The sequence below is a fragment of the Thermotoga sp. SG1 genome (genome assembly GCF_002865985.1).
Lineage (GTDB): Bacteria > Thermotogota > Thermotogae > Thermotogales > Thermotogaceae > Thermotoga.
On the sequence record NZ_LNDD01000001.1, the window covers coordinates 256,086 to 277,526 of the forward strand.

Genomic DNA, 21,441 nt, shown 5'->3' on the forward strand with positions numbered 1-21,441 from the left:
ACATCCTGAGCCGTTTTTAGGTCATGAACACAACATCCGGGCTCAGTGCCACCAGTGCTTCCATATCCGGAAGTTTTCCAGGGCCTCCAGGATCTATGCTAGGAAGTTCCTTGAGTTCTGGATGTGCCAGTATATAGGGCCTGCCAAGAGGTCTCAAACGTTCGAAATCCTCCACACCAACGACCATATCGGTGGCGTTCAAATAGACGATCAACCTGAGGGCACCGGGCCTCGCCGCTACGATTCTCTCAACTTTAGAAGGGATCTCCACCTCTCTTCCCAAAAGATCCATCACAACTCCGGAAAATCCCGAAAGAGAAACAAAGATAAGAAGCACCAGCAAAAATTTTTTAAATCTCATCCATTTTCACCCCTTCAAACCATCCTATTCTGGCATTTTCCACACAATCGATCTTCGAGGAATATGGCTTGATATCAACGACCGGTGTTCCATCCAGGGCATCGAAACCCCTCACAAACAATCTCCTCCCATCCACTTTCAAAAGTTCCACAACGGAAAACCCTATAGGATTTGGCCTGTGAGGAGAGCGCGTGGCAAACACGCCATGTTCCTTTCTATCAAACGGGGGAAGAGCGATCAGTCTTTCCCTGTCTGCCTTGTGGAGCCAGTAGAGAACTATCAGATGAGAGCACGTGTCGATATCCTTCAGTCCCTCTTCGTACTCCGGGTACAGTTCGATGATGAAATCCTCTTTGGAAAACCTTCCCTGAAAGGGACACTCCGACACGTTTCTGTAGGGAGATCTTATCACCCCTATCGGTTTCAGGCAAAAATCCACGATGTCACCTCCTGTGATGTTTTCTATATCATGATATCATGAGACGATGGCATTTTTGGAGAAATATTGTTAAATTGCTCTATAAAATATTTTTGAGTTTTACAAGACATTACATCTTATTTTAAAAAACACAACTTCGTAAAATTGTTGACGAAAAACCAATCTGTATGTTAAATTAATCGAGGAGGGGATAACATGGACCCTTTATAGTGGTCGCACTTTTTGGTATGGTGCTCATGTATTTCATCTTTCCAGCGGCGGCGAACGTGGTGATCGTCTCAACTTTGAATTTTGTTGCCCTTTTTCTTTCCTTCTTCATTCATCACACGAGCCTGAAAAAAGACAGCTCGCAGGAACTTTTTGCTCTTTCCTGTCTTTTTTCTTCTCTTCTTTCCTTCTTCTTCCTTCGGGCCTTTCTCATGAACCCGGAAAAGTCGTGGATGTTCCTGAGCAGTTCCAAGTTTCTGGTTGCCGAAGGTTTCCTCTCCTTTCTGGTTCAAGGAAGGAAAAATTTATGCAAAATTGCGCTTTTTTCCACATTCGCATTCCTCTTTGTCCTTTCTATTTTGAAATTCGATCTGTTGCTTTATCTTGAAACCTTGTCACTTGCTCTTTTCGTTGTGGTTTTGCTCATCAAAAGATTGCCCTCCACCTTTCTCACGGTAAGTGTCTTTCTCTACTCCATCTCTTCGCTGTTCTTCTTTTTCCTCAAAGACGTCTATCCCTATCACATCACCTCCGGAAATCTTTTTTTGGTATGGCATTTTGTGAAGACATACGTGGATATTCCAAAGAAGGAAGCAGAGAAACTTTCAGAGGAAATGAACGTTCCTCCTGAAGAAATTTCCATTGCATTCAAAAACATTCAGGACTTTCTTGTCAAAATCCCTCGAATCATGTCGGAGATCATCCGGGAAAACGATCAAAAGAATGTGAGAGAGATCTTCAACAGGTATTTTCCAGAAGATTCGCCTTCCTATCTTCTGCGTCTGAAAGGCATCTTCTCTGAATTTGTCGAAGAATACATCCTCTTTCTGGAAGAGAGGAGAAAATTCCAGGAAGTGCACCTTGTTCTCACAAAGAACCTTGCACACAACCTGAAAAATCCCGTGAACGCCATCTATGTGAGTTCTCAACTTTTGAAACTTCGTTACCCTGAAACATCATCCATCGCCGGAAACATAGAGAAAATCTGTCAGGAGATGAACAGGGAGATAGACAGGATACTGAGAATGTCGATCGGTGAAATGAGAACGGTCAAAAAAATCGATCTTGAAGAAGCACTGAATCCTTCACTGGAGATGGCCAAGTTGAAGGGACTTGAGGTAGAACTCATTCTGGATTTTGAAGAACTCGAACTCGACAGAGATGCCTTTCTTGCACTGGTCACAAACCTCTTTTCGAACGCTGTGAAATACACTCCCTCTGGAAGGGTAACCCTCCGGGTGGAAAGAAGAAATGATAGAATCTTGTTGATCGTTTCCGATACAGGACCGGGACTGAAATCTTCGAATGGCTTTGGACTCTTCACCGTCAGGAAACTGGTGAACTATCTGAACGGAAGTATGGAGATCTCAGAAGACGGGGGCACCACTTTCAGAATAGTCCTTCCCATCAGGAGGGATAGTGATGACAGTACTGGTCGTAGAGGATGATAAGATCACACGAGAGGCCGTAAGCCAGTACTTGAGACTCTCTGGTTTCAACGTCCTGGAAGCAGAAAACGGAGAGAAAGCCCTCGACTTTTCCAGAAGGATCGACGTTGCACTGGTGGATGTGAAACTTCCTGGAATGAGCGGAATAGAACTGGTGAGTGAGATTAAGTCGAGAAATCCCTCCTGTGTGGTCTTCGTTGTAACCGCGTATGACGACACAGAGACCGTGAAAAAGAGCGTGGAGTCGGGTGCCGATGACTTCATCAAAAAACCCGTTAACCTGGAACTTCTGAAATTGAAAATAACCCACGCCCTAAGAAACAGGGTGTTTCATCTGTACAGAAACAGTTACCTGAAATCTCTGAAGAAAAAGATTTTCCTTCTTGAAAAGACTGCAGAAGAGTTCTTCACAGAATACGAAGACTTTCTGTTTGAAGTCCTCGATATACTGAACATGCTCTCCGAATACAGGGACGCAGAAACCTACAAACACACAGAACGAGTGGGATGGCTATCAGGCAGGATAGCAGAGGAGATGGGAATGGATGAGGCCTTCGTTACGGAGATACAGTTTGCGGCACCTCTTCACGATATTGGAAAGATAGGAATTCCAGACAGGATCCTTTTGAAACCCGGCATTCTCACTCCGGAAGAGTTCGAGATCATGAAACAACACACCACCATTGGATTCAGGATCCTCAGTCGAAGTTCTTCTCCTATCCTCCAACTTGGAGCGGAGATCGCTCTCACACATCACGAGAGGTGGAATGGATCTGGTTATCCAAAAGGATTGAAAGGAAAAGAAATCCCTGCTTCCGGTTTGATTGTAGCGGTGGCGGACAGCTTCGATGCGATGGTGTCCAGAAGGCCATACAAAAAACCAAAAACGCTGGAAGAGGCCTTTCGAGAAATAGAAGATCTATCAGGAAAGTTTTATTCTCCGGAAGTTGTAAAAGCCTTTCTGAAACTGGAAAGAGAAATAATTGATGTCTACAGGAGGGAAGAAGATGAGAATTCCACCCATGGTGGCAGGAGTTCACATAAGAGCACCCCTGGAGAAAGCATGGAAGGTCTTCGTGAATGAAAACGGTTGGGATGGATGGTTTACAGATGGAATGAAGATGGAACTGAAAGAGGGGGGGAAGATTTTCTTTCGATGGGTGAGAAAGACCTTCGGAGAAGAGGTGAAGGACGAAGGAGTGATCCACAGACTCGAACCACCCCATCTCATAGAATTCTCCTGGAACTCCTACGAAGACGGCTACAGATCAAGGGTGAAAATGGAGTTTTTCCCGTCGAGTTACAACGGAACGTGGGTCCGTGTGGAGGACCACACGATCGTGTTCACAGAAGAGGACATGAAGATAAAATTCGAGTGTGCAGTTGGCTGGGGTGAGATGCTCACCCTCGCCAAAATGTGGATAGAGTACGGAATATCAACCCTCGAGAATCCTTGAAAGTTCTTCAGCAATCTTTTCCACTCTGTTCCTGTCTTTTCCCTCGACGGTGATCCTTATGACAGGTTCCGTCCCGGATGGTCTCACCACGATTCTATAACCCTCGGCACTGTGCTTTTCGATCAACTCCTTCAATCTTCCATTTTCCAGAGAGGTTTTTTCTGTTCTTTTCACGTTTCTGGTGACCTGTGGAAGATCTGGTATCTCCTTTGCAAGGTCTGAGAGATTTTTCTTCAACCTTTCAACAACTCTCATCAGTTCCAGAGCGGTTATGAGACCATCTCCCGTTGTGCTTCTGTCGAGGATTATGATGTGACCCGATCTTTCACCACCAAGATTTGCCCCTGATTTCAACATTTCCTCCAGAACGTACTTGTCTCCCACCTTCGTTCGAACAAGTCTTATTCCCCGTTTCCCCAGATACTCCTCGAGTCCCCCGTTGGTCATGACGGTTCCCACGACGACAGATTCCCTCAGCCTTCCTTCCTCCATCATTCCCTCTGCCAGTATTCCTATGATCTTATCGCCATTCACCACATTTCTTCCCTCGTCCACGGCGATCACACGGTCACCATCACCATCGAAAGAAAAACCGATTCGGCCCCTTTTCATCTCCTCTGCAAGAAACTTCGGGTGTGTGGTACCACACCCCTGGTTTATTAGAAGGCCATCCTGAGAGGTGTTGAAAACCTCAACCTCGGCACCGAGAAATTCGAACACGTCCTTCGCCGTGGTCGTCGTGGCACCGTTGGCAAGATCAAGGGAAACACTCTTTCCAGAAAGATCGAGATCTTTGAACATCTCAAGAACGGCACCGATGTACATGTCTTTTCCTTCCCTGAAAGGCCTAATCTTTCCCACAACGTAGCGTTTCTGAAACTCTCCTTCCATTCTCCTCTCTATTTCTTCCTCCATTTCGTCCGGTATCTTGTAGCCGTTCTTCATTATCTTTATACCGTTGTACTCCGGTGGATTGTGAGAAGCCGAAATGACCACACCGTAGGACCTTGTGATCCTTGTCAGAAGTGCCACAGCGGGTGTGGGAAGGATACCACAGGAAAGAACATCAACCCCCATCGAGGTGAGTCCTGCAGCAAGAGCCGCTTCCAGAGAATCTCCAGAAACCCTTGTGTCTTTTCCTATGAGCACTTTCCCTTCTCCAACGATCTCTCCCAAGGCTTTCCCCACCTTAAACGCCAGTTCATCGGTGAGGGTATCTCCAAAAACACCCCTTATTCCGTCAGTTCCGAAGTACTTCACTTTCACAACCTCCCCTTTTGTAGACTGTACATGTTGACCCTGTAGTTTTTGAGGTAAGCGTGGGAGTCACCCTCTTCGTTGTATCTGTAGTGGTAAACGATGTCAGGGTCAATGTCCTCAACTATCATACCCTCATCGGTCTCCAGCTCTCTGAGGACTTTTCCGCTTGGGGCAACTATCCTTGTTCTTCCCACAAACTCCACGAATCCTTTACCACACATGGACGATGCCACAATAAAGACACCATTTTCCACCGCCCGCGCCCTCGTTGCGATATCGTAGGTATGCCCTCTTTCCTTTCCAAAAGCAAAGGAGGAAAGAATCACCTTGCTCCCCCTGAGAGTCAGTACCCGGGCGATCTCTGGAAAGCCTATCTCGTAACAGATCAGTGTACCAAAAACCACTCCCCCGTAAGAGAAGACGAGGAAATACTCTCCCGGTTCGAAGACATCTTTTTCTCCGCGAAAAAGATGTGTCTTATCGTAGAAAAGAATCTCCCTCTTCTTTTTGAAGATCACCAGAGAGTTTCGAAGTTTTCCCAGAACGAGCCTGGGGGTGCCAACAGCGATGGCGATCTGCCCTTCTCTTGAGAGTTTCAAGAGTTTTTTTCTGGCAACTTCCTCAAAGAATCTGACACCCTTTGCCAGTGTCTTTTCATCCCACGTGTAACCACTGATCGTGAGTTCAGGGAAGACGATCACGTCCACACCGTTTGAAACAGCTTCTTCTACAAAGCGCTCTACTTTATTCAGATTCTCCTCGAATCCCCCAATCGTCGGGAGCATCTGAACCGAGGCTACTCGCAATTTCGTACACCTTCCTCGACAGTGTTTCCTGTTTCAACCAGTATCCATCCAGTATACCTTTTGAGGCAAGCCTTCCAAGGAACCTGTAGTGATCTTTCGTAAGTCTTCCAGGACCTGCCCTGAAAAGCTCCGTTCCAGGAAGCGGCATGAAGGTGTGGGCATGTATTTTCGCACCGTATCTTTCCACGATCCTTGTGATGAAGTTGAACGTCATCTCTATGTCTTCCTTCGTCTCGAACGGAAACCCGAATATGAAATCAACGTGCGGTGTGAAACCATGAAATGCGATCTTTTCTATTGCCTCTTCCACCTGTTCAACTGTGTGCCCGCGTTTTATGATCTTCAATATTCTGTCGCTTCCACTCTGAGAACCTATAACTATCGATCGGTTTTTGACGTATTTCTTCACCACTTTCAGCACTTCATCGGTTACAGATTCGGGTCTTACCTCGGAGGGGAAGGTACCGAAGTAGATCTCTTCAACTCCCACTTTTTTGAGCCCATAAAGCAGTTCTTCGATCTTTTCGACGTTCGGTGTTACACCGTTTCTGGAACCGTATCCGAAGGAGTTTGGTGCTATGAAACGTGCCAGTTTTCTGTTTCTTTCCACACCGAGCCTTGCGTAATGAAGGATCACATCCACGTCCCTATGTCTCACCCGTTTTCCTGCAAGGGACGGGGTCTGACAGTACGCACAGGAGAAGGGGCATCCCCTTGTGATTTCAATGGGCATGTAGATTCCCTTTGAAGGAAGAAAAGGCGGGTAGTGGTTCAGATTGACTCTCTTTGAAATCCCATCGAAGATCCTTTCTCTTTCTCCCATCAGAAACCTCAGGATGTTCTCTTCACCGTCCCCGATGAAAACATGATCGAATCCCATTCTCAAGCAGCCTTCAGGATCGGCACTTGTGTGCGGTCCCCCCGCTATGAGTGTGTAGCCTTGTTCTTTCAACTGGGAGACTTCCTCTTTCACAACCTCGAGATCAAAACTCATGAAAGAGTAGGCAACCACGGTTTCATCGGGAGGGAAGTTCTTTATTTCAGCGAATTTTACAGGTCTTGCTTCCACGTTGAGATGTCTGCTGTATATCGTGGAAAGAAGGGTGGCGATACTGTACCAGTTACTCTTCGTCTCTCTGAACAGAATATACATCCAGTGCCACCTCTTCGATGAATTCGTGGAAGAAGGGTTTTGGATCCTCTTCGCTTTTAACGGATCTGTCCAGTTCGTAGAGTTTCCTGAGGATCGACTCGAGTTTGGTGGTATCGTAGTAGAGGAGGTGGTTTATCACCTTGAACTTCCAAGCCTTGAACGCAAATCCAAGAAAGCGCGCCGCCCTGGGAACCGGCATACCGAGTTCTTTTGAGATCCTCGAGACATCTGGCCAGGTGTAATACCTTTTCCTGGTGACGAGCACGACCAGTTTGAAAAGGTCAAGAAAGTGATTCACGAGCACAGCAGAGATCACCACAGGTTCTGTGCTCTTCCACATCTGCGATAAAAGGGCGTGTGCGAGCTTTCTTTTGCCTTCGGAGACTGCAAAGCAGAACTCGTCGTATCCTGGAGTCTGATAGGTGAAGACCACTTCCTCCACGTCCTCTGCTGAGATGTTGCCAGTTTCGGAGTAGGCCTTCAGTTTTTCGATCTCTCTTTCTACGAGAAGATCGTTCGTTCCAACTTTAGAAAAGAAAAGTTGAAGTGCATCCTTTGTGATATTCAACCCATTCTCTCTGAAGCGTTTCTCTATCCACTCGAGCCATCTGTCCGTCTCCCAGGGTTTTGGTAGATCAAGGTTCACACCTTTCGTAGTTGACTTCTGGGATCGCACGAAGATGTGGACATCCTCTGGAACGCTCTTTATGAGTTCAAGAAAACGCTTTTGCTCCTGAGAGCGCCACGAATCGAAGTCGATGATGTCCACCACGGTTTTCCCAGAAAATATCGTTCTTGTGTTGATGATGGACCTCAGAAAGTTCAATTTATCGGGATCGTCCGGATGGATCCTTATGTACTCTGTTTTTTCGTCTTTCAGAAGTTCTTTTATCAGCTCTTCCTTTTTGGTTTCCGAGGCACCCGTGAGGAAAGTAACCGGCATTCGATCACCTCTCAAAGGAATTTTAACACGCTTTGGAAAAAAGTTTCAAAATGATACCATTAAAGGAAAGGAGGTGAGAGAATGAAGAGGGTACTTCTCTGGTCAGCACTGATAACATCTGGTATTGCTTGTCTCTGGTTGTATTCCAATACCCATCCCCATCGATCTGGGAAACCTCGGTATCGAACCTCAGGTGTTTGAGATCCCAGCTGGAAGTTCCACTACTTTATATGCAACGTGGACAAGTTTTACTATTAAGGCAGAAGATGTGAGAAAAGCCCAGCAAGAGGCTGGTATTCCAGGAACGGTACACTTTCAAAAAATCGAGGTTTCTGGAAACATCACCGTGGAAGGAGATCTTGTTTTTGATGGATTCATAGGATTTTCCCTCAGCGAGCCAGCATCAACACCAACTAGCGGTGATATTGATATCAAAATCGACAGGCAGACTGAATATCCTCTTTCCATCTCCACCAGCGACTCGCCCGCTTTGAAAGAAGCTCTGAACAGGATAAACAACGAAGATGATGTTACACTCTGGATGATCTTTGGGCAGAGAAACTACGACTCTACAGGTGGAGCCACCGTGACCGTTGAGATAGAGAATGTAAGGCTCCGGGTCACCTGGACCGCCTGGTGAAAAAAGCCCCTCTTTTCGAGGGGCTTACTCTTCATCAAAAGACAGTTCCATGTAGTCGGCCTTCACACCCGGTAGTTTGTTGAGCTTGTCACAGAGCTCTTTGTGCTGCTGCGGGCTTCCCACGAGTTCAAGAACGATGAGCCCGGCGTCCGAGCAGTTGTCAAGAACCCCATCATGAAGGCCCAACCTTGTTTTGATCAAACATCCCCAGGCGGTGAGGATTTTCTGAACCTTCTCAGCCGTTTCCCTCCTGTTTTCCACGAGGATAGCCATCACCGTCTTTATAGGAAGCTTTTCCGCCACAGGATCACCCCCTTGATATCATTATAACAAAAAGGGGCTCTTTCAAGAGCCCCTTCATAAAAAACAAATCCCCGGGCGCTACCTACTCTCGCATGGGGTTGCCCCCATACTACCATCGGCCCAGGGCGGCTTAACGGCCGGGTTCGGAATGGAACCGGGTGTTTCCCGCCCCAGTATCGGCACCCGGGGATACTTCGAAGGATCATTGGAAACTGCATAGGGGATTTCGGAGGTCAAGGCCTCGGCCGATTAGTACCGGTGGGCTCAACGCCTTGCGGCGCTTACACCCCCGGCCTATCAAGGTCCTCTTCTCGGACCGGCCTTACTCCCTTAACGGGATGGGAGGCCTAATCTTGGGGCGCGCTTCCCGCTTAGATGCTTTCAGCGGTTATCGCTTAGGGGCATAGCTACCCGGCGTATGCCGCTGGCGCGACAGCCGGTACACCAGAGGCCCCCTCCTCCCGGTCCTCTCGTACAAGGGAGGACCCCCCTCAAGCCTCCTACGCCCGCGGCAGATAGGGACCGACCTGTCTCACGACGGTCTGAACCCAGCTCACGTACCCCTTTAATGGGCGAACAGCCCAACCCTTGGGACCTGCTTCAGCCCCAGGATGGGATGAGCCGACATCGAGGTGCCGAACCCCGCCGTCGATGTGAACTCTCGGGCGGGACCAGCCTGTTATCCCCGGGGTAACTTTTATCCGTTGATCGACGGCCCTTCCACACGGGGCCGCCGGGTCACTAGGGCCGGGTTTCCCCCCTGCTCGGCCTGTCGGCCTCGCAGTCAGGCCGGCTTATGCCCTTGCACTCTACGGTGGATTTCCAACCCACCTGAGCCGACCTTTGCGCACCTCCGTTACTCTTTAGGAGGTGACCGCCCCAGTCAAACTGCCCACCTGGCACTGTCCCCACCCTGCTTTTCACAGGGTCAGGTTAGGACTCCAGTGCACCGAGGGTGGTATTCCACTGGTGGCTCCACCGCCCCTGGCGAGGCGGCTTCACAGCCTCCCACCTATTCTATACACGATGCACCAGAGCCCAATACCAGGCTGCAGTAAAGCTCCACGGGGTCTTTCCGTCTAGCCGCGGGTACTGGGCATCTTCACCCAGACTGAAATTTCGCCGGGCCCCCCGCCGAGACAGTGCCCCAGTCGTTACGCCATTCATGCAGGTCGGAACTTACCCGACAAGGAATTTCGCTCACCCTTATCCCACCCTTTCGGAGTGGGGGTGGACTGTATCTTCATCCAGTCCCCGGATCTCTTCGAGGGTTCGTTTCAACCTTTCGTGGTTTCCAGTGTTCATTTTCATGGCGATGTTCAGTATCTTGATGAGACCTTCTTTTGTGAGATGTTCTCCCCGTTCCATCATCAGAAGGATCCTTCTGAACTTTTTGAAATCAACATTTTTCTTCGTCTTTAGGGGGTGTTTTTCGAAGAATTCTACAACTTTCTTCAAGCACGACCTTTTTCTGATTCTCAATTCGTATCGATCGTCATGGTTCTTCCGCACAACTCCACATCCGAAAAACTTTTTCAGTGCGTACAGAACCTGTATGTCGCGCTTGTGCTGGACAATTCTGAATTCGGGGAGAACCTGATAACCCGTCTTCATGGTGCGATTCCTGCTAACACCAACGTAGAAACAACCTTCGCCGTCGACGAACCCAACGACCCAGTCAGGTTTGAGATCCAAGATTTCCACCCCTTCTCACGGGGACTGGATGCCCGGCGTACAGTCTCTGAGGATCCCCCTCAACGGGGTTTCCTGCGGATTGCCCAATCCCTTCCATTTTTACCTGGGCTGGCCGCAACCCCCAGGTAGGAAGGGCTCTAAGGGCTTCCCCGCATACAGCCGGGTATTGCCCCACAGGTTTCCCTGTGGGCAGGCAGCGAATGCTACCTTAGGACCGTTATAGTTACGGCCGCCGTTTACCGGGGCTTCGGGTCGGAGCTACGCTCCCACAAGGGGAGCCTCACCCCTCCCCTTAACCTTCCGGCACTGGGCAGGCGTCAGTCCCTATACTTCCTCTTTTCGAGTTAGCAGAGACCTGTGTTTTTGGTAAACAGTCGCCAGGGCCTTGTCACTGCGACCGCCTCGGGCTCCCCCGGTTTCCGGGTTGCCCCTTCCCCCGGGTTCACCCTAGCGCGGCACCCCTTCTCCCGAAGTTACGGGGCCAATTTGCCGAGTTCCTTGGCGAGGGTTAACCCGCTCCCCTGAGCCTTCTCAGCCCGCCCACCTGTGTCGGTTTGCGGAACGGGCACCTGCGGTCTCAAGCGGTACGCGAGGTTTTTCTCGGCAGTGTGGGGTCGGCGCCGTTGGTCCCCGAAGGGACCTCCCCATCACGGCTCAGGCTCGGGGCGCGGATTTACCTACGCCCGTCATCGCCCTAACCGCTTGGAGGGGCATGCCACTTGCCCCCGGCGCTTACCCTCCTGCGTCACCCCTCGTACCATCGACCGCAGGTGGCGCCGGAATATTAACCGGCTTCCCTTCGGCTACCCCTTTCGGGTTCACCTTAGGGTCCCGGCTAACCCTGGGCGGACGACCCTTCCCCAGGTACCCTTGGGCTTACGGGGGGAGGGATTCTCACCCTCCTCTCGCGTACTCATGCCCGCATTCTCACTTCCGCCTCGTCCAGCGGCCCTCGCGGGTCCGCCTTCACCCTACAGCGGAACGCTCCCCTACCGCCAGTACCTCCAGCGGAGGTACTGACCCGCGGCTTCGGGGGGTGGCTTGAGCCCCGTTACATTTTCGGTGCAGGGTGCCTCGGCTGGTGAGCTGTTACGCACTCTTTAAATGATGGCTGCTTCTAAGCCAACATCCCAGCTGTCTTAGGCACCCCACATCCTTTACCACTTAGCCACCTCTTCGGGCCCTTAGCCGGCGGTCTGGGTTGTTCCCCTCTCGTCCGCGGAGCTTATCCCCCGCGGGCTCACTCCCGGGCTTTGTGTGCAGGGATTCGGAGTTTGACGGGGTTCGGAGGAAACCCCCCTAGCCCCATCAGTGCTCTACCCCCTGCACAGACCGCCCGAGGCTGCACCTCAATGCATTTCGGGGAGAACCAGCTATCACCGGGTTCGGTTAGCTTTTCACTCCTACCCCCAGGTCATCCGAGGACTTTTCACTGTCCACCGGTTCGGGCCTCCAGTGGGTTTTAACCCACCTTCACCCTGCCCAGGGGTAGCTCACCCGGCTTCGGGTCTGCCGCCGGTGACTAGACGCCCTATTCGGACTCGCTTTCGCTACGGCTACGCCTCAATCGGCTTAACCTCGCCACCGACGGCAACTCGCGGGCTCATTAATCAAAAGGCACGCCGTCACCCCCAAATGGGGGCTCCGACTTCTTGTAGGCACGCGGTTTCAGGTCCTCTTTCACTCCCCTTCCGGGGTGCTTTTCACCTTTCCCTCACGGTACTGGTGCGCTATCGGACGGCGGGTAGTATTTAGCCTTGGAGGGTGGTCCCCCCTGCTTCCCACGGGATTCCACGTGTCCCGTGGTACTCGGGAACACGACCCAGGGAGTCCCTCCCCTTTCGCCTACGGGGCTGTCACCCTCTCCGGCCCACCTTCCCAGGTGGTTCGGCTAGAGGAGGGATTTGTAACTCCCCGGCGAGTCCGTGGCCTCGCCCGGTCGTGTCCCGCAACCCCAGCGTGGCAACGCCCACGGGCTTTGACACCACGCTGGTTTGGGCTCCTCCCCGTTCGCTCGCCGCTACTAGGGGAATCTCGGTTGATTTCTTTTCCTCGGGGTACTGAGATGTTTCACTTCCCCCGGTGTCGCACCGCCTTTCGGCGGCGAGTGGCCTCAACGGCCACCCAGGTTTCCCCATTCGGGAATCCCGGGATCAACGCCTGCTTGCGGCTCCCCCGGGCTTATCGCAGCTTGCCACGCCCTTCATCGCCTCCCGCCGCCAAGGCATCCACCGCGTGCCCTTAGTACCTTGACCTCCTACTTTCCCCTATGCAGTTTTCAATGACCCTTCACCTTGGTGGAGACGAGGGGATTCGAACCCCTGGCCTCCTGCTTGCAAAGCAGGCGCTCTCCCAGCTGAGCTACGTCCCCACCAATGGTGGGCTCGGGTGGACTCGAACCACCGACCTCACGCTTATCAGGCGTGCGCTCTGACCAGCTGAGCTACGAGCCCCCGAGCCATTGGAATATGGATAGCAGCCCCCCAAAAATCTCCTAGAAAGGAGGTGATCCAGCCGCACCTTCCGGTACGGCTACCTTGTTACGACTTCGCCCCCCTCGCCAGGTTCTCCCTCGACACCCCCCCTCCCTTTCGGGTTGGGGCAGGTGTCTTCGGGAGCCCCCGACTCGGGTGGCGTGACGGGCGGTGTGTACAAGGCCCGGGAACGTATTCACCGCGGCATGGCTGATCCGCGATTACTAGCGATTCCGGCTTCACGCAGGCGGGTTGCAGCCTGCGATCCGAACTGAGGGCGGCTTTGGGGATTGGCTCCCCCTCGCGGGGTCGCAACCCATTGTACCGCCCATTGTAGCGCGTGTGTCGCCCAGGGCATAAGGGGCACGAGTACCTGACGTCATCCCCTCCTTCCTCCGGCTCGTCGCCGGCGGTCCCCCTAGAGTGCCCGGCCGAACCGCTGGCAACTAGGGGCAGGGGTTGCGCTCGTTGCGGGACTTAACCCAACACCTCACGGCACGAGCTGACGACGGCCGTGCACCACCTGTGCCGGCTCCCAGTCCCGAAGGACTGGGTCCCTACCCCTTTCGGGGAGGTACCACCGGCATGTCAAGCCCTGGTAAGGTTCTTGGCTTAGCATCCAATTAAACCACACGCTCCACCGCTTGTGCGGGCCCCCGTCAATTCCTTTGAGTTTCACCCTTGCGGGCGTACTCCCCAGGCGGCCCACTTAACGCGTTAGCTTCAGCACGGAGGGATTATCCCCCCACACCTAGTGGGCATCGTTTACAGCCAGGACTACCCGGGTATCTAATCCGGTTTGCTCCCCTGGCTTTCGGGCCTCAGCGTCGGGGTCGGCCCAGGAGACCGGCTTCCCCACCGGCGTTCCTGCCGATATCTACGGATTTCACCCCTACACCGGCAGTTCCGTCTCCCTCTACCGCCCCCAAGCCTGGTAGTTTCGGATGCAGCCCCACGGTTGAGCCGTGGGATTTCACATCCGACACACCAGGCCGCCTACGCCCCCTTTACGCCCAGTAAATCCGGGTAACGCTCGCCCCCTACGTATTACCGCGGCTGCTGGCACGTAGTTAGCCGGGGCTTTCTAGCGGGGTACCGTCATCGGCAGGGCATTTCCTCCCTGCCTTATTCTTCCCCCGCCACAGCGGTTTACACCCCGAAGGGCTTCGTCCCGCACGCGGCGTCGCTGGATCAGGGTTTCCCCCATTGTCCAAGATTCCCCACTGCTGCCTCCCGTAGGAGTGGGGCCCGTGTCTCAGTGCCCCTGTGGCCGACCACCCTCTCAGGCCGGCTACCCGTCGTCGGCTTGGTGGGCCGTTACCCCACCAACTACCTGATGGGCCGCGGGCCCCTCCTCCGGCGGGGCAAACGCCCCTTTCCTCCACCAACTTGCGTTGATGGAGCGTATGGGGTATTAGCCAGGGTTTCCCCTGGTTATCCCCCTCCGGAGGGCAGGTTACCCACGTGTTACTCACCCGTCCGCCGCTGGGTACTCCTCCCCAAAGGGGAGTTTCCCCCGCTCGACTTGCATGTGTTAGGCACGCCGCCAGCGTTCACCCTGAGCCAGGATCAAACCCTCCATATAAGATTCGATCCGGCTCAACAAAATCGGGGGGCTGCTATCCATATTTCAATGACCCGAGGACAAAAACCTTGAAGTTTGCTTCGACTCCAGAGTACGTAACTTCTCTTTTCGGGTTCTATTCTCTTTTTCCGCTTTCTGAAGACCCTTTCACTCAACGTCGCCGAGATTAATAATAGCACCCCTTCCACGGTAGTTCAATTAAGTAAAAGATAAGGTAAAGTTACACTAAGGTTAATCCGGTATCTCCAGAGAAGGCGGATCCACCAGTATCAGTGGATCCAAACCCAGTACCCTTGAGTATTTCTCCACCTTTGAAAGGGTTTCTTCCACCTTGTCTGTCTTCATTACCAGATGATGTCGATAAAAACCCTTCAGTTTGAACATCCAGTGTTCCGCAGGCCCAAGAACCTCTTCACCGTCAAGGAAGTCTCTCAGCCTCGTCAGAAGTTTTTTTCCCTGGTTCGGATCTTTTGACTTCAGTGCGATGTGAATCAAGTGCTTGTAGGGAGGATAACCCAGCGATTTTCTTCTTTCGAGTTCTCTTTCATAGAAACCTTCCACATCTTCTTCTATTGCCCTTATGATCACCTCTTCGTCGGGGTTGTGCGTCTGAAGGATTGCTCTTCCCGTACCCTTTCTGGACGCTCTTCCGAACACCTGGATAATCAACTGAAACGCCCTCAGCGAAGCTGAAAAATCCGGTAGAAAGATGAGTGAGTCCACATCAAGTACACACACAAGGCCGATCTCCGGAACATCGAAACTCTTCGTTACCATTCTTGTTCCAACAAGAATGTCTATTTCTCCGGAAATCAACCTGTTTATGTAATCCTCTACCTCCATTACGTCCTCAACAACTTCCCGATCTACTCTCACAACCCTCTTTTCCGGGAAATATCTTTGCAGCTCTCTTTCAATCTTTTCCGTGCCAAATCCTTTCCCGGAGAGTTTTCCACCGCAAACAGGGCATTCTTCTTTGAATCTGTACTCTCTGCCACACTGATGACATTTCAGTGATCTAGAATCCAGGTGGAAAACAAGAGACACGTCGCAGTCTTCACACTTCAAAACGTGGCCGCAGGTTTCACATTGTACTCTTCCCCAGTACCCTTTTCTTCTCACATAAACGAGTACTCTCCGGCTTTCTTTCAAGGTTTCTTCCATCAGGTCAAGGGTTTTCTTGGCAAAGCTTCCTATTTTCTCCTCTTTCCTCATATCGACAATCTCTATCGACACGTCTGCGTGTTTTCTGACAAAAGTGAACATCTTGATTTTTCCCTCTTTCGCTTCCATATAAGTCTTCAAATCTGGAGTAGCAGAAGACATCACCAGGGGAACTTCAAAGATCCTGGAAATCTCCCTTGCCACTTCAACGGCGTCATAGGAAGGAGGTGAATACTGATAGAAACTTTCGTCGTGCTCTTCGTCAACCACGATCAAGGAAAGGTTCTTGATGGGAACGAACACGGCACTTCTTGTTCCAAGCAATACATCGATCTTCCCTTCAACAGTTCTGTACCACTCCAGGTTTTTTCTTGATTTCGATAGGTAACTGTGGTATATGCCCACTTTCATCTGTGGGAACAATCCTTTCAAGCGCGAAAGCAGATGCGTGAGTATGGAAACCTCAGGTACCAGAAAAAGTACTGTTCCCCTTCTGGAATATTCGCTCGCAAGTTGAAGGAGTGCTTCTGTTTTACCACTGCCTGCGGGCCCAAAGAAAAGGTTCACATCAGAGAGTTCCCCTTTGAAAGTGGTTCGATGGGATCTCTTTTTCGGTGAAACGTCCTGATGAAGAACTTCTATTATTCCTTTTTCCTGGAGAGACTCGATCACGCTTTTTGAGATCTCCAGATCCCTCATAAGGTCCTCCAGGAGTACACCACTGTTGAACTGAAGGTACTCAACCACCATCTTCTGCTTCAGAGTCAGCGGTGTTCGTACCAGTTCCGGAATGGACGCTTTCAGGAAAACTCTTTTTTTTAAACGTGGCTTGGGTTCCTTTATGTAGAAAGACTTTTCGACCTTCACGAGCCCTTTCTTCAACATCTCTTCCAGGACCTTTTCTCCCTTATTTTTCACAAAGTCGGAAAGAGGCATCTCTTCAAAACCGAGGAAAGGACTTTGCGAGATCACCTTCTCCGTTGCGTAATCGTCGATTCCCGGCGGGAAGAAGAGGTCGAAGACCATACCTATCGGCGAACCAAACCTTCTTGAGACCCACTTTGCTATTTCAACGTGCTTTTCTGTCAGAAAACTCCTCCCATCCCGCTCCTTCACGGTGAAGGAGTCCTTCTGGGAGGAAGGACCTATAACGTAACATTTCGTCCTTTCTCCTTTCCAGCCGATCCATATTCTCTCACCTGGATTCAGCGGTTCCTCTGATCGAACACAGATCGTCCTTCCTGTTCCCGACACTGCTACCTCGTAGTACATCACAACTCCTCCAGTTCTTTAAAACCCTCTCCCAGAGCCTGTCTTACTTCCTTGATTATGACAAAGGCTTTCGGATCCACCTTCCTTATGAATCTGATCAGTTCGTTCAACTCTCTTCTTCTGACCACCACAAGCAGTATTTTTCTTTCCTTGCCCGTGTAAGCCCCCTTCGCAGGAACGTAAGTGGCACCTCTGTGAAGTTTGTAAAGAACAAAATCCTTTATCTCCTCAGACCGCTCGGAAATGATGGTTACTTCACTCGATTGCTCTATTCCTCTCAACATGAAATCCACCATTATACCGTTCAGTATCACACCGAGAAGAGCGTACATTCCCGTTCTCGCGTTGAACGTGACACCCGCCAGAGCCGCTATGGTGAAGTCCACCATCAAAAGCCCCATTCCCATGGAGATCCAGAAATATTTGTTCAGGATTCTTGCTATGATGTCCGTTCCTCCGGTGGAAGAGTTCTGAGAAAACGTTATGGCAAGCCCTAATGCGGTGAGTAACGTACCAAAAGAAACCGCAAGGAACAAATCATCGCCCGTGTACTTTGGTAGAGGGATTAAACGATCGAACAAATCCACAAAGAAGTTGAAAACGAAAGTACAATAAATCGTCTTGGCACTGAAGTCGAATCCCACGGTGAAGAAGGCAACAAGAAAGAGAAGCCCGTTTAGAATGTACATCCAGATTCCCACCGGGAGCGGAAGAAGATGATGAAGTATCATCGAAAGACCGCTCACACCACCGGCAGCTATGTTGTTCGGTATCAGAAAGACCACAACACCAACAGCGGTAACCAAAGTACCGAGAGTACTGAGAACGTACTCCCTGATCTTTTCTATCAACTTTACTCACCTCCTCGAGAAAAGATCAAAGGGAGGAAGAGGAAATGAACACCTTTCCTCCTACGGGAACTTTCAGAACCTCCGCTACGAAATCACACTTGGCGGTCAGGAGGAAGAAGAGGTTTTCTCTTTCTTCCTCGTAAAGACCCTCGAAATTTCCCTGTCCTTTGGAAATGACAAGGTCTGTTTCGAAAAACATCCTTCTGAACTCTGGTGTAGCTTTGTCCAGGACCACACCCGGCTCTTCCACACCGGAGTCGATCAGTGTGGCAACCTCTTCCAGCCCGATCTGCTTTGCATCGTCGACTGTGACGTCGTTTATTATCGGCTTTCCACGAACGGCAACCATCACCTCAAGTGATGGATTCTGCATCTTCATGACCTCAATGAAGAACTTATCGAAAACGATCTCCCCAGCGTTATCTGCAATGTAAAAGAGTGTGGAGGCATTTTCAAGAACGTTTCTGAACTCCTCAAAATTTTCTCTATCGAAGGGTCTTTCATAGGCTTCATGCAATTTTTCAAAAACGTCCTCTATTTTCCAGCCAGGGATACCAAGATCTATCAAATTTCCGGAAACAGCCAATTTCGCAGCCGAATACACGGGATCAGGCGAATTCAAAATCTCCGCCCGGAACATTTCAACGAGTTTCATGGCTATCTCGTTCGATCTTTCCTTTTCTTCTTTGAATGGATCTTCTTCTTTCACGTACTCCATTATGAACCTGTGGATCTTCCCGTTCACCTCCAGAGGTTTCATTCCCCATTTCATCTCACTCATGACTCTGAAAATCTCCCGGAATATCACCCATCTTTTTTCGGGAGAATTGATGGTTTTTCTCAGGAGATTTTCAGCCTGTCTGAGACTGCATATCAAACACCTTTCATCCGCCCTCAGATACCTCATCGTCGACCTCCTCTAGTTTTCTGCTCACAACATCTATCAGGTCTCTTACTCTGCGAAGGTTTTCAAGTTTTTCATCCTCTATCCTTATTGCGAACTCATCTTCGAAGAACATGACAAGGTCTATTACATCGAGTGAATCAAAACCAAGCTCTTCAAAAGAAGCATTTTCATCGATCGTCTCCAGTTCTTTTCCCATCTTCTCTGAAACTATTTCCACAAGCTTTGCAAAAAGTTTTTCTTTTTCCAAGATCATCCCCCCTAAGAATCCTACCACAATTTAAGGGGGCTGAAGCCCCCTCCTTTTAGAACAGATGAATGTGTTTGAAGATGGAGACCGCTATCACCGAAACCACCGACATGATCTTTATGAGAATATCGAGAGAAGGACCCACCGTATCCTTGAGTGGATCTCCCACCGTGTCTCCTATGACAAGGGCCTTATGCGGTTCAGATCCCTTACCGTATCCTTCTAGATTACCCGCTTCGAGGAACTTCTTGGCGTTGTCCCAGGCTCCTCCGGAATTTGCCGTCAGAATAGCGAGCATGGCACCACTGATAACGGTTCCTATCAACACACCTCCGACGAACTCCGGTCCAAGCAGAAATCCTGTCACAAGAGGTGTGAGAATCGCTATGAAAGCAGGATATCCCATCTGCTTCAAAGCGTTATCGCTGGTGATTTCAATACACTTGTTGTAGTCTGGTTTTGCCTTTCCTTCCAGAAGACCAGGAATCTCTCTTGCCTGTCTTCTGATCTCATCCACCATCTTCATGGCGGCCTTCGTGACCGCAGAGATTAGGTAACCACTGAAGTAGTAGGTGATCGCCGCTCCAAGTAGTGCACCCGCTATCACCCTTGCATCTACCATGTTCAGAAGGAGTATGAGAGAAGGTGGTTTTCCAACATCCGATGGACTGATTTGCGAGAACATGTAAGAAGCGAAGAGAGAAAGGGCAGCCAGGATAGCAGAACCAATGGCAAATCCTTTTCCTATAGCGGCTGTTGTGTTACCCACGGCGTCGAGATGATCCGTTATCTTTCTCACCTCAGGATCCAGCTCGCACATTTCGCTTATTCCACCTGCATTATCCGCTATTGGTCCGTAACTGTCCACAGAAACGGAGGTTGCAACGAAGGAAAGCATTCCAAGAGCGGAGATCGCAACACCGTAGAGCCCTGCAAAGTAATCTGCAAAGAGAATACCGAGAACGAGCGTTAGAGTGGGAGGAAGCACGCTCTTCATTCCAAGGGAAAGACCGTTAGAGATGACCATTCCTGTGCCTTCGATGGAGGATCTGCTGAGGAACTGGGTTGGTCTATAATGATAACTTGTGTAGTACTCAGCCCAAAATCCAACCAGGATTCCCGCAAAGATTCCTATGATCGCCGAGAACCATGGGGATATGGGACCGAACCTGAAGCCGACAACATCCAGGCCCTGAGCGTCCTTAAGGTAGAAGTACGTCAAAAAAGCTGTCAAAACAACTGTGAGAATCGCGGAAGTCCATAGACTGATGTTGAGTTCCCTCTGAGGATTGTCAGATGGTTTTTTCACGATTACATAGAGTATCCCCAGCATGGAGCATCCAAGACCAACCAATGCGAAGAAAATCGGATAGGTGATGAGGGACTGGATGGTCTCCTTCGGGATCTGATGAACCAAGTTTTCTCCGATTTTTTGAACGTATATCGGGAACATGTAAGAAGCCAGGATAATGGAAGACACTATGGCACCAACGAAACTTTCCAGAAGGTCCGCTCCCAGTCCAGCAACGTCTCCCACGTTGTCTCCCACGTTGTCTGCTATCGTGGCGGGATTCCTTGGATCGTCTTCAGGAAGGTTCAGTTCTGTCTTTCCAACAAGGTCAGCCGCCATATCCGCTGCCTTCGTGTAAACTCCTCCTCCAACCCTGTCAAACATGGCTATGATGGAACACCCAAGGGCGTAACCAGAGACCGTCATGGCGAAAGGAACAAAGTTTATCCCAAGCCAGTTGGTGTATATATTGAGATTGTCCAGCTGTCCCATCCATTTTCCAAAGATCAGGTAAACCAGAACAAGTCCAAGGAGGGCAAACCCACCGACGGAAAGTCCCATGACACTTCCACCCTGATAAGCCACCTTCAACGCGGGTCCTATCTTCTTCGTTGTTCTGGCTGCCTCTGCCACTCTGACGTTTGCTCTTGTGGCCATCTTCATTCCCACGATACCAGCAGAAGCACTCATCACGGCTCCCAAAAGAAACGCCACACCCGTCTGCCATGTTGTGAAGATCATGAGAAGTATCGCTATTACGATGGCAACTTTGAAGATAGCCCTGGTCTCGTGCGCAAGGAACGAATCCGCCCCACTTCGAATGTAGGAAGATATCTCCTTCATTCGATCTGTACCCTCTGGTTTTTTAACAACGGCGGCGAAGTTTGCAGCGGCAAATCCCAGTGCAACCAGAGGAACGAGAAAGAGCAGCCACATAC

Annotated in this window: 16 protein-coding genes, 2 tRNA genes and 3 rRNA genes; 4 read left to right on the forward strand and 17 right to left on the reverse strand. The window is 50.5% G+C overall.

Features of this window, described 5'->3' with window-relative positions:
* Nucleotides 1–16 precede the first annotated feature (16 nt).
* A complete protein-coding gene (locus AS006_RS09550) occupies nucleotides 17–361 on the reverse strand; it encodes a hypothetical protein (RefSeq protein ID WP_233185582.1) in 345 nt (114 codons plus the stop codon).
* The gene (gene tsaA / locus AS006_RS01290; protein ID WP_199167259.1) at nucleotides 351–800 is read right to left on the reverse strand and encodes a tRNA (N6-threonylcarbamoyladenosine(37)-N6)-methyltransferase TrmO; all 450 of its coding nucleotides are present in this window, start codon (nucleotides 798–800) and stop codon (nucleotides 351–353) included. Before tsaA ends, AS006_RS09550 begins: the two co-directional genes overlap by 11 nt.
* A gap of 227 nt (nucleotides 801–1,027) precedes the next feature.
* On the opposite strand from tsaA, the gene AS006_RS01295 reads away from it, so the two are divergent.
* Genes AS006_RS01295 through AS006_RS01305 form a run of 3 tightly spaced genes read left to right on the forward strand, consistent with a single transcriptional unit; the run spans nucleotide 1,028 to nucleotide 3,912 of the window.
* The gene (locus AS006_RS01295) at nucleotides 1,028–2,455 is read left to right on the forward strand and encodes a sensor histidine kinase KdpD (protein ID WP_101512736.1); all 1,428 of its coding nucleotides are present in this window, start codon (nucleotides 1,028–1,030) and stop codon (nucleotides 2,453–2,455) included.
* A complete protein-coding gene (locus tag AS006_RS01300; RefSeq protein WP_101512567.1) occupies nucleotides 2,430–3,539 on the forward strand; it encodes a cyclic di-GMP phosphodiesterase in 1,110 nt (369 codons plus the stop codon). The genes AS006_RS01295 and AS006_RS01300 overlap by 26 nt, the downstream gene beginning before the upstream one ends.
* Nucleotides 3,463–3,912 carry an SRPBCC domain-containing protein gene (locus AS006_RS01305; RefSeq protein ID WP_101512568.1) on the forward strand — a complete coding sequence of 150 codons (450 nt, stop codon included), beginning with the start codon at nucleotides 3,463–3,465 and terminating at the stop codon, nucleotides 3,910–3,912. The genes AS006_RS01300 and AS006_RS01305 overlap by 77 nt, the downstream gene beginning before the upstream one ends.
* On the opposite strand, the gene glmM is transcribed toward AS006_RS01305, so the two are convergent.
* Genes glmM through holA form a run of 4 tightly spaced genes read right to left on the reverse strand, consistent with a single transcriptional unit; the run spans nucleotide 3,892 to nucleotide 8,074 of the window.
* Nucleotides 3,892–5,178, reverse strand: coding sequence for a phosphoglucosamine mutase (glmM, locus tag AS006_RS01310; RefSeq protein ID WP_101512569.1), 1,287 nt, complete (start codon nucleotides 5,176–5,178; stop codon nucleotides 3,892–3,894). The genes AS006_RS01305 and glmM overlap by 21 nt on opposite strands.
* Complete coding sequence (locus tag AS006_RS01315; protein ID WP_369819742.1) at nucleotides 5,175–5,957, reverse strand: carbon-nitrogen hydrolase family protein; 783 nt, start codon at nucleotides 5,955–5,957, stop codon at nucleotides 5,175–5,177. The genes glmM and AS006_RS01315 overlap by 4 nt, the downstream gene beginning before the upstream one ends.
* On the reverse strand, nucleotides 5,917–7,131 hold the full coding sequence (locus AS006_RS01320) for a TIGR04013 family B12-binding domain/radical SAM domain-containing protein (protein WP_101512571.1): 1,215 nt from the start codon (nucleotides 7,129–7,131) through the stop codon (nucleotides 5,917–5,919). The genes AS006_RS01315 and AS006_RS01320 overlap by 41 nt, the downstream gene beginning before the upstream one ends.
* The gene (holA, locus tag AS006_RS01325) at nucleotides 7,100–8,074 is read right to left on the reverse strand and encodes a DNA polymerase III subunit delta (protein ID WP_101512572.1); all 975 of its coding nucleotides are present in this window, start codon (nucleotides 8,072–8,074) and stop codon (nucleotides 7,100–7,102) included. Before holA ends, AS006_RS01320 begins: the two co-directional genes overlap by 32 nt.
* Before the next feature lie 268 nt (nucleotides 8,075–8,342).
* Between holA and AS006_RS01330 the strand changes: the two genes are divergently transcribed.
* On the forward strand, nucleotides 8,343–8,714 hold the full coding sequence (locus tag AS006_RS01330; protein WP_233185583.1) for a hypothetical protein: 372 nt from the start codon (nucleotides 8,343–8,345) through the stop codon (nucleotides 8,712–8,714).
* A gap of 24 nt (nucleotides 8,715–8,738) precedes the next feature.
* Here the strand turns inward: AS006_RS01330 and AS006_RS01335 are convergent, their stop codons facing one another.
* From AS006_RS01335 to AS006_RS01385, 11 genes are all read right to left on the reverse strand, one after another.
* Nucleotides 8,739–9,017, reverse strand: coding sequence for a hypothetical protein (locus AS006_RS01335; protein ID WP_101512573.1), 279 nt, complete (start codon nucleotides 9,015–9,017; stop codon nucleotides 8,739–8,741).
* A 70-nt stretch (nucleotides 9,018–9,087) separates the two neighbouring features.
* Nucleotides 9,088–9,204, reverse strand: a 5S ribosomal RNA gene (gene rrf, locus AS006_RS01340).
* Nucleotides 9,205–9,246: 42 nt separating this feature from the next.
* Nucleotides 9,247–12,967 (reverse strand): 23S ribosomal RNA (locus AS006_RS01345).
* Nucleotides 12,968–13,007: 40 nt separating this feature from the next.
* Nucleotides 13,008–13,083, reverse strand: a tRNA-Ala gene (locus tag AS006_RS01350).
* A gap of 5 nt (nucleotides 13,084–13,088) precedes the next feature.
* A tRNA-Ile gene (locus AS006_RS01355) sits at nucleotides 13,089–13,165 on the reverse strand.
* A gap of 45 nt (nucleotides 13,166–13,210) precedes the next feature.
* Nucleotides 13,211–14,771, reverse strand: a 16S ribosomal RNA gene (locus AS006_RS01360).
* The 16S, 23S and 5S rRNA genes sit together here with 2 tRNA genes alongside, the layout of an rRNA operon.
* Before the next feature lie 231 nt (nucleotides 14,772–15,002).
* A complete protein-coding gene (priA, locus tag AS006_RS01365) occupies nucleotides 15,003–17,207 on the reverse strand; it encodes a primosomal protein N' (RefSeq protein ID WP_101512574.1) in 2,205 nt (734 codons plus the stop codon).
* Nucleotides 17,207–18,058 (reverse strand): YitT family protein, encoded by an 852-nt coding sequence (locus AS006_RS01370; RefSeq protein WP_101512575.1) that lies wholly within the window; start codon nucleotides 18,056–18,058, stop codon nucleotides 17,207–17,209. The genes priA and AS006_RS01370 overlap by 1 nt, the downstream gene beginning before the upstream one ends.
* Nucleotides 18,059–18,083: 25 nt before the next feature.
* On the reverse strand, nucleotides 18,084–18,965 hold the full coding sequence (locus tag AS006_RS01375; protein ID WP_101512576.1) for a DUF89 domain-containing protein: 882 nt from the start codon (nucleotides 18,963–18,965) through the stop codon (nucleotides 18,084–18,086).
* Nucleotides 18,943–19,212, reverse strand: a complete 270-nt coding sequence (locus tag AS006_RS01380; protein WP_101512577.1) for an acyl carrier protein — start codon at nucleotides 19,210–19,212, stop codon at nucleotides 18,943–18,945. The genes AS006_RS01375 and AS006_RS01380 overlap by 23 nt, the downstream gene beginning before the upstream one ends.
* A 55-nt stretch (nucleotides 19,213–19,267) precedes the next feature.
* Nucleotides 19,268–21,439, reverse strand: a complete 2,172-nt coding sequence (locus AS006_RS01385) for a sodium-translocating pyrophosphatase (RefSeq protein ID WP_101512578.1) — start codon at nucleotides 21,437–21,439, stop codon at nucleotides 19,268–19,270.
* Nucleotides 21,440–21,441 lie beyond the last annotated feature (2 nt).